An 8,376-nucleotide genomic window follows, 5' to 3' on the forward strand; every position below is an offset into this window, starting at 1 on the left:
GATCAGTAGCTCGAATCATACCTTTCGCGTGTTGGAAGTATTGAACAAGTGGAATGGAAGAAGGGCAAACATAGCTACAAGCACCACAAGACAGACAGTGCTCAACGCCTAACTCTTGCGCCTTCTTAAATTCAGAGATTCGTGTTTGCCCAGCCATTTGAAACGGCATTAAACCCATAGGACAAGCTCGTACACACTGACCACAGCGAATACACTCTTGCTGTGGTCGCTGCTGAACTTCGTCTTCAGATAGCGCAAGAATGCCACCTACCGTTTTGTCGATTGGTACATGGGGCGATGTCACCACTTGGCCCATCATCGGCCCACCAAAGATCAAACGCTCTGTTTCCTCACTTAGACCGCCACAGTACGCCAAGACTTCACGCACTGATGATCCGATCGGTACTTCAACATTTTGTGGGTGCTCAACGCCTCGGCCCGAAACGGTGATCACCCGTGTGACTAAAGGGTGTCCATATGCCACCGCATGATAAACCGCCTGAGCCGTGGCGATGTTGTTGACCAATATTCCAATCGAAGTCGAGAGTGCCCCCAGAGGTACAGTCAAGCCTGTGACAGTTTTTATCAGATGTCGCTCAGAGCCCATTGGATAGATCGAAGGCACTTTCACCACCGAAATATTGCTATCATCAGAGCTTGCTATCTTCATTCTCTCAAGGGCTAACCCCTTATTATCCTCGATGCCAATAATGGCTTCTTTTGCTCCAGACGCTGCCAACATCAACCGGATACCTGCAACCACTTCTGCCGCATAGTGCTGCATAGTGACATCGTCACAGGTTAGGTATGGTTCACACTCACCACCGTTGATGACCAATGTTTCGACCTTAGCTTGGCGAGCAAATCTAAGCTTAGCGGCGGTAGGAAACCCTGCCCCACCTAAACCCACAATGCCCGCTTGCTCGATAATTTCGATGATTTGCTCTGCGCTATGACCATAAATATTGCCTTTCGGTTGCTCTACACCCCAGCCTTTATCTTGGTTAGCGCGAATCACTATGGTCTGGCTTTTCAATTTGGATGGATGACTTGTCATGTGCTCGACAATACCTGTGACAATACCATTCACTGGCGCATGCAAAGGGGCGATCATCCCAGTTCGGCCCTCTGCTATCTTTTGTCCTCTTTCAACTTTATCTCCCTTACTAACTAAGGGATTCAGCAGCGCACCGTTACGCAATTGCAAATTCAAGTAGACGTTGCTTGGCCAAAAGTCCGTGGCGATATCCTTACGACTGGTCATCGACTTATAACCTTTCGGATGAACCCCACCTTTAAATGGCGAAAACAGTTTCATTAGCTAGCCTCCTTCAACTTATTGCTCGCTTCAGGATTGGGCCAGAACCAAGAACCTACGCTTGGTCCTACCGACTCCATCGACAAGCACTCTTGAGGACATACCTCGGAACATAAACGGCAGCCAGTACATACCTCAGAAATAACCGTATGCATCTGTTTGTTCGCACCGACAATGGCGTCGAACGGACAAGCTTTAAAGCAGCGAGTACAGCCAGAGCAGTTATCTTCATCAATGCTCGCAACCCAAACTTTCTCATCATCACTCACCTCAACATTGACCCCAAGCATCTCAGCAACCGATGACGCCAGCGCAGAGCCACCGGGAGGACAAGAATTAACGCCCAACTCCCCTCGCACCATGGCTTCAGCAGCCTGACGACATCCAGGTTCACCACACTGACCACATTGTCCACCCGGCATCAGCGCTTCAATTTGATCAACCAAAGGATTGGACTCAACCTTAAACAGCTGCGAGGCATACCCAAGCGCCGCACCAAGCAGAGCGCCAAGAACCAGAAATACCAGTATCGAAATCATCATCAGCTCCTTTAGACCATGCCTGCAAAGCCCATAAAGGCCATCGACAGTAAACCAGCGGTAATAAATGCAATCGGAGAGCCTTGAAGTGCCGCCGGAACTCGGTTGAGTGCGAGCTGGTTTCGTAAACCTGCGAACAGCACTATGACAATGGTAAAACCGACCGCTGAACCGACACTAAACATGATGGTATTAAGGAAAGTAAGCTCATCTTGAATAGCAAGCAGAGCGACACCGAGCACCGCGCAGTTGGTTGTGATCAGAGGTAAGAACACCCCTAGAGATTGGTAGAGCGTTGGATCGTGCTTTTTGACATACAGTTCGGTCAGCTGGACCACTGCGGCGATCAGAAGAATAAACGCAATAATGCGCATAAACTCCATCCCTAGCGGCACAAGAATGTAGCGATCTAGCATCCAAGTGGTTAACGAGGCCAAGGTGAGAACAAAGGTTGTAGCAATGCCCATACCCAACGCGCTGCCGATCTTGCCCGATACACCCATGAATGGGCATAGCCCAAGAAACTTCGCTAGTACCACGTTATTGACCAGCGCAGCGCTGATAAAAATTAACAGTCCCTCTGACATCTTAAGTTCCTTTATGACATCTCAATGCTTAGGGATTCTGCACAGCTCATGCCAATGAAATCGCGCACCATAAAAGGTCAAACTCTCCCCATAGATACTCAAATACAAGGAGTTAGAACTAAAACCACACAGAGTTTCATAATGTAATAAAGCCTACAAAGACCTTATATTTGTTGTGTGTTTGTCATAAAACGCACATTGATATCGAATTGATGCGTTGATTTATCTCACTTAAGTTCTTGGAATAGTTAATGCATTAGAGCTATTTATATGCATCACTAGGACTAGGTTATGATACAAACAGGCTCTTCAGAATTAAGCAACTCACCTCAGTCAGCAGCAACAAACTCAACGTCAGGACTTAATAGCGCTATTTTTGAACATATCGTGATGAACGCTCAAGTCGCGTTGACCATCACCGACCACCAAGGAAATATCTGCGATATAAACGACCACTTTTTACAAGTGACCGGTTACAGCAAGCATGAGCTAATCGGCAACAACTGCTCTATGCTCTCTTACAACACCACGCCTAAAGCCGTTTACGAAGAGCTATGGCAAACCATAAAGGCTGGGGAAACTTGGCAAGGGCAACTTATCAATCGCCGCAAAGATGGCAGCTTATATATCGCCGATCTGACTATCTCACACTTTAAAAGTGACTCTGGCGAAGTCTTCTATTACGCCACTCATAAAGATATTACCCAGCAGCACCAACAAAACATCGAGCAGAGAAACCAAGAAGCGATTTTCCAGCAAGTCCTTAGCTCTGCCCCAATCTCGATTGCGCTAGTCGACAGCAATAATCGCGTGATATTCGGCAATAAAAAATACTTCCAACTCGCAGAACTGCTCGAGGGCGATCCAACCCAAACCTTCGTCGATAAACTCATTGACCAAAAACGAGCGTCGTCTATTGCTCAGTATCTCGGTGACAAAAAGCATCGAACTAAAACACTTAATATCACTAGCAACAAGCGGGAATACTGGCTTGACTACATTCTGGCTAACGTACCAATTAGCGATATCTCAACCGAAGCTTACTTTGATGACAGCAGCAGTTACTGCACCGTAATTGGCATTATTGATCGAACCAAAGAGAAGCAACGAGTTGAAGAGAAACGACTAAACACCATTGTGCAGATGACCAATGACAATAAGTACGTCCACACCATGCAAGAGGTGATGATGGCGATGCTGCACCAACTACAAGGGCCAATTAACATGATTGGTTCTGCAACCACAATACTCAAACAGGCCAATCATAGTTGCCCAGGGCTTGCCGCGATGGATGATGCAATGGCCTCTGCCAATCTTGCATTAAGTGATATAAAGCAAGCCGTGCCAGAGCGAAACCGAGAGGCAATTCAGCCGGTTAATATTAATCAGCTGTTAAGTGATTCCCTTGCGATCAGTACCAAGGAACTGCTTGAGGCATCTGTAGAAGTTGAACTAAGACTGGCCCCAGAACTCTCTTGTATTTCGGGTAAGCCATATCGTCTGCTGTTGGCATTTAAACAGCTAATAGAGAACAGTGTTGATGAACTCAACATGGCAAAAAATGATGATCGCCAGCTGTTGATTACCTCTAAAGAGAGTGACGATGAAGTGATCGTTTCAATTGAAGATAGTGGCCGAAGCATAGAGCCCGAACTACGTCATAAGATTTTCCAACCTTTCTACTCGACTAAGCCAACCACCAGTAGCGGATGCCATGGCATAGGTTTAGCGATCGTCCAACAGGTAGTGAACGAGCACTCTGCATCAATTGAAGTAGAATCGAGTCGCCGCTTAAGAGGTTCGGTTTTCCGTCTTATCTTTCCGAAAATTGATTTAGCGAGGTAAGCGATATGAATGATATTCTCTCCTTAGCGGACATCGAACATCACCTGTTGGCTGCGATGTATGAGATTAGTCGTGAGCTAAACAGCAGCCTCAACTACTGTGAGTCAACAAGCCAAGTGTTACGTATCCTTCATGATGAGTGTTCCCTGCTATGTGGGTTGTTGGCTATCAAAGACCCTGAAAGAAACATTATGTTAGTTAAGTCGCTCCACTCGCCTCACTCCGGCGACGAGCCACTTGAAAAACAGGTCAGCTACAAAGCGGGAGAAGGCATTATAGGTGAGTTCCTACTTCAAGACTCGTCAATAGTGATCCGCAATCTCGGTGACGATATGCGCTTTGCCGATAAACTCGCCCTCTACGACTACGATAAACCTTTTATCTGCGTACCATTAAAAGACGCTTCGAATCAGATCATCGGCGCACTATCCGCACAACCCTCTTACAGCAATGACCAACATATTTCGGTGCTGTGCCGCTTTCTAGAGATGATTGCGAGTTTAATCGCTAAGAATGTTTTGCTTGCCCACAAAGTAGAAGATAAACAAGCTCAGCTGCAAAAAGAGCGTGACGGGCTGCGTCGCAAAGTACGTAACAACTACAGCTTTGATAACCTAGTCGGCCACACCCAAGCGATGCGCCAAGTGTTCGAGCAGATACGTTTGGTCTCTAAGTGGGACTCTACTGTATTGGTTCGCGGCGAGTCCGGTACAGGTAAAGAGGTGATCGCTAACGCGATCCATTACAACTCGCCGCGGGCAAACAATCCATTCGTTAAACTCAACTGTGCCGCACTGCCTGACAACTTGTTGGAATCAGAGCTGTTCGGCCATGAAAAAGGGGCATTTACTGGCGCAGTAAAGCAGCGCAAAGGGCGATTTGAGATGGCACATAACGGCACAATCTTTCTTGATGAAATTGGTGAAACTAGCCCTGCCTTTCAAGCAAAACTGCTGCGCGTGATACAGGAGCAAGAGTTTGAGCGCGTGGGTGGCACCGACACTATCTCGGTAGATGTGCGCATTATCGCTGCAACCAACCGTAACCTAGAGGCAGAAGTTGCCCAAGAGAACTTTCGTGAAGACTTATACTATCGCCTGAATGTCATGCCGATGTATTTGCCAGCGCTGCGTGAAAGGCTACCGGATATTCCTGACTTAGTAGACTTTATGATCTCTAATTTGAGTAAGAAACAACACCGGAAAATCTCGATTACCGATGCTGCGATGCGAGTATTGATGAGTCACAACTGGCCAGGTAACGTGCGCGAGCTAGAGAACACCATTGAACGAGCGGCAATTCTTAGCGAATCTGGCGTGATCGATATGGGGTCAATCTCGATACCGGAGCAACAAACCCAGTTGTTTAACGGTGCTCAAACAAACATTCAGCGCCCACAAGCCTTTCCTGAAGTGAGCCGCCCTGCCCCTGCGGATGAGCGTCAGGCGGTGATCGATGCCTTGGAGCAAACCGGTTGGGTGAAGGCAAAAGCAGCACGGCTGCTCAATATGACTCCACGACAAATCGCCTACCGAATCCAAATCATGAACATTGAGATGAAACAGCTCTAACCCTTTGTCGTGTTTGAGACAATTGTTACGACAACGTCACATCAACAAACTACAAGTGCTTGTTTTTATTCATATACTGGATAGGAACAAGCCTTGCAACCATCAAAGGATGAGTTACTTTTTCAAGAGGTGAGTTATGGGAATGGAGTCCAGCCCACAGCCAAGTAAGATCAGCCACTTTTTCCGCAAACAAGTACAGGACAAAATTGAGCAGCACCCGTGCTATTCCAAAAAAGCTAATCAGTACGCGCGCATTCATCTGCCCGTGGCACCCGCCTGTAATATTCAGTGCAACTACTGCAACCGCAAATATGATTGCAGCAACGAATCTCGCCCAGGAGTGGTGTCTCACCTTGTTGACCCACATGGAGCACTCAAACGATTTGATTCTGTTAAAAGCAGAGCATCCAACTTATCAGTAGTAGGCATCGCAGGCCCCGGAGATGCCCTCGCCAACCCTGTCGCGACGTTTAAAACGCTAGAACTTATTCGTCAGCATTCACCGGACGTGCAGCTTTGCATCTCCACCAATGGCTTAGCTCTGGTCGATCATGTTGAACAGTTAGCCGCTGCTGGCGTTGACCATCTGACTATCACCATCAATTGTGTCGACCCAGAAGTTGGCGCAAAGATTTACCCTTGGGTCTATTTCAATCATCGCCGTCTAAGGGGTGTCGAGGGAGCAACAACCCTAATTGAACGTCAGTTTGCGGGGCTTAGAGCCGCTGTGGATGCTGGGATGTTAGTTAAGGTCAATACAGTATTGATCCCAGGTGTGAATGATCATCAAATCGAAACAGTAGCAGAAAAAGTCAGTGCACTAGGCGCTATGCTGCACAACATCATGCCGCTTATTTCAGCCCCTGAACACGGCACCTACTTTGGCGTATCAGGCCAGCCTGCACCAAGCGAAGAGCAATTAAACCAAGCTCGAGCAGAGTCAGGCCAACATTTAGCCCAAATGACCCACTGCCAACAGTGTCGCGCTGATGCCGTAGGTACCTTAGGTCAAGCTTGTGGTACTGAAACACCACAAAACGATCAAACTGATAGGCCATATCAAGTCGCAGTTGCTCATCAAGATAACGAGGCTGAGACCGTTATTCAAACCCACTTTGGCTATGCAGACCGTTTTGATATCTACCAATTTGATGCAGAGCAGCAACACTTTAACTTCCTAGAGACCCGAGTGGCTTCAAAATACTGCAATGGGCCTTCTGACTGTGAGCAAGACGAAGAGTACAAAACTCTATTGATGGAGACTATCCAAGACTGCGACATGGTGCTGTGCTCAAGGATTGGCATCACTCCATGGCGACAACTGGAAGGCATGGGAATCGCTCCTAACGTTGATTTCGCTTTCAACGATGTGGTGAATGCCCTATCGGAGATTGCGCTAAAACTGAACCTATCAGCAAATAAGGAGGGGCAACATGACCTACGCGATTACGGATAAATGCATTGGCTGTCACGCGTGTGAAACCGTTTGTCCCAGCCACGCCATCTTTAAAAAACCAGAAGATGAAAAGTTCTTTGCCATACACCCTAAAAGATGCACCGGATGCGAGGGCAATTTCGAGCTTCCTCAATGCGCAACCATCTGCCCAGTAGAAGAAGCGATCATCGACCCACTTGGTAAAGTCGTTAATCCTATCGGCAGCCTAACTGGCCTGTTTGACTAGCTCTACAATACACAAACAGCGAGGTAACACTCGCTGTTTGTAATCTACTTATTACATTCGCTTTAAGGGCTTAACTACGCTGTCGAGCCCTTCAATCTTCAGTGCCAGACATAGCTTTAACAGATCACCTAGCTCACCAGTTGGAAAACCCTTTTTATCAAACCATAAAATATTTAATTTCCACCAATCAAATAAAAACAATTGTCAAATACTAACGATAATTACTTGCATTTAGATTAAAAAGTTGGTATAATAACTTATAAGGCAAGAGTTTTACGCTTTTTTCCTCCCCTTATCGGCTAGACATCCGTGCTCCAATAAAAAGCACCTACATGTTTTGCAGAGGCATGTCTCCTGTCCGTGGGTAGCAAGAGCAATTCGGGCACGCTGCGTTTTCACTTGAACTACCTCCCTATTCCAAACTTTGATGCTCCTAATATCATCAAACCTCAAAGCCACTCGCCTTTTGGTCGTGGCTTTTCTTTTATGAGATTACATATGCCGTACCCCGACAAAATAAGCTTACGGTTGCGCTTGTTTAACTTGCTACTACCCCAACGCAAGCAAACGCCACCACCAGCCGAACCCGAAACAACCGAAGAGCCCGAAGAACCAACCGAGGAAACAACCAAATGAAGTTAACAACCAAGTTAAAAAACGCCTTATTAGTTGAAACTGACTTTGTACAAGCTGACCTATTAGCCGAGAAAATCAGCGAAGCCCAGAAAAAGGTAGACCGCAACAAGTATGTATTCGCCGAAGGTACTAAGCGACTTTGGCAGCGCGTAGAAGAACAGGAGGCAAAAGGTTACAAATTTCAGCGTGGGCTTATGC

The 8,376-nt window shown here is 46.9% G+C and carries 8 protein-coding genes and 1 pseudogene; 5 read left to right on the top strand and 4 right to left on the bottom strand.

Features of this window, described 5'->3' with window-relative positions; all coding sequences use genetic code 11:
- The 3 genes from rsxC to rsxA all read right to left on the bottom strand — a co-directional run.
- Positions 1-1,318, bottom strand: a 1,318-nt coding sequence (rsxC, locus tag QTO00_RS10435) for an electron transport complex subunit RsxC (protein ID WP_331424724.1), incomplete at its 3' end; no start/stop codon positions are given.
- Positions 1,318-1,857, bottom strand: coding sequence for an electron transport complex subunit RsxB (rsxB, locus tag QTO00_RS10440; RefSeq protein WP_331424725.1), 540 nt, complete (start codon positions 1,855-1,857; stop codon positions 1,318-1,320). The genes rsxB and rsxC, both read right to left, overlap by 1 nt.
- 11 nt (positions 1,858-1,868) lie before the next feature.
- Positions 1,869-2,444: an electron transport complex subunit RsxA gene (gene rsxA / locus QTO00_RS10445; protein ID WP_331424726.1), complete on the bottom strand. Its 576-nt coding sequence runs from the start codon at positions 2,442-2,444 to the stop codon at positions 1,869-1,871.
- Between the two features lie 291 nt (positions 2,445-2,735).
- On the opposite strand from rsxA, the gene nifL reads away from it, so the two are divergent.
- From nifL to QTO00_RS10465, 4 genes are all read left to right on the top strand, one after another.
- On the top strand, positions 2,736-4,289 hold the full coding sequence (gene nifL, locus QTO00_RS10450) for a nitrogen fixation negative regulator NifL (protein ID WP_331424727.1): 1,554 nt from the start codon (positions 2,736-2,738) through the stop codon (positions 4,287-4,289).
- 5 nt (positions 4,290-4,294) lie between these two features.
- Positions 4,295-5,860: a nif-specific transcriptional activator NifA gene (nifA, locus tag QTO00_RS10455; protein ID WP_331424728.1), complete on the top strand. Its 1,566-nt coding sequence runs from the start codon at positions 4,295-4,297 to the stop codon at positions 5,858-5,860.
- A gap of 142 nt (positions 5,861-6,002) precedes the next feature.
- Complete coding sequence (gene nifB / locus QTO00_RS10460; protein WP_331424729.1) at positions 6,003-7,316, top strand: nitrogenase cofactor biosynthesis protein NifB; 1,314 nt, start codon at positions 6,003-6,005, stop codon at positions 7,314-7,316.
- On the top strand, positions 7,294-7,542 hold the full coding sequence (locus tag QTO00_RS10465) for a 4Fe-4S dicluster domain-containing protein (protein WP_331424730.1): 249 nt from the start codon (positions 7,294-7,296) through the stop codon (positions 7,540-7,542). The genes nifB and QTO00_RS10465 overlap by 23 nt, the downstream gene beginning before the upstream one ends.
- A gap of 51 nt (positions 7,543-7,593) precedes the next feature.
- Here the strand turns inward: QTO00_RS10465 and QTO00_RS10470 are convergent.
- Positions 7,594-7,713, bottom strand: a pseudogene (locus QTO00_RS10470) (putative quorum-sensing-regulated virulence factor); the annotation flags it as partial.
- Positions 7,714-8,174: 461 nt separating this feature from the next.
- On the opposite strand from QTO00_RS10470, the gene QTO00_RS10475 reads away from it, so the two are divergent.
- Positions 8,175-8,376: hypothetical protein (locus tag QTO00_RS10475; protein WP_331424731.1), on the top strand; the 202-nt coding region annotated here is incomplete at its 3' end.

The organism is Vibrio sp. M260118 (assembly GCF_036533755.1).
Taxonomy (GTDB): domain Bacteria; phylum Pseudomonadota; class Gammaproteobacteria; order Enterobacterales; family Vibrionaceae; genus Vibrio.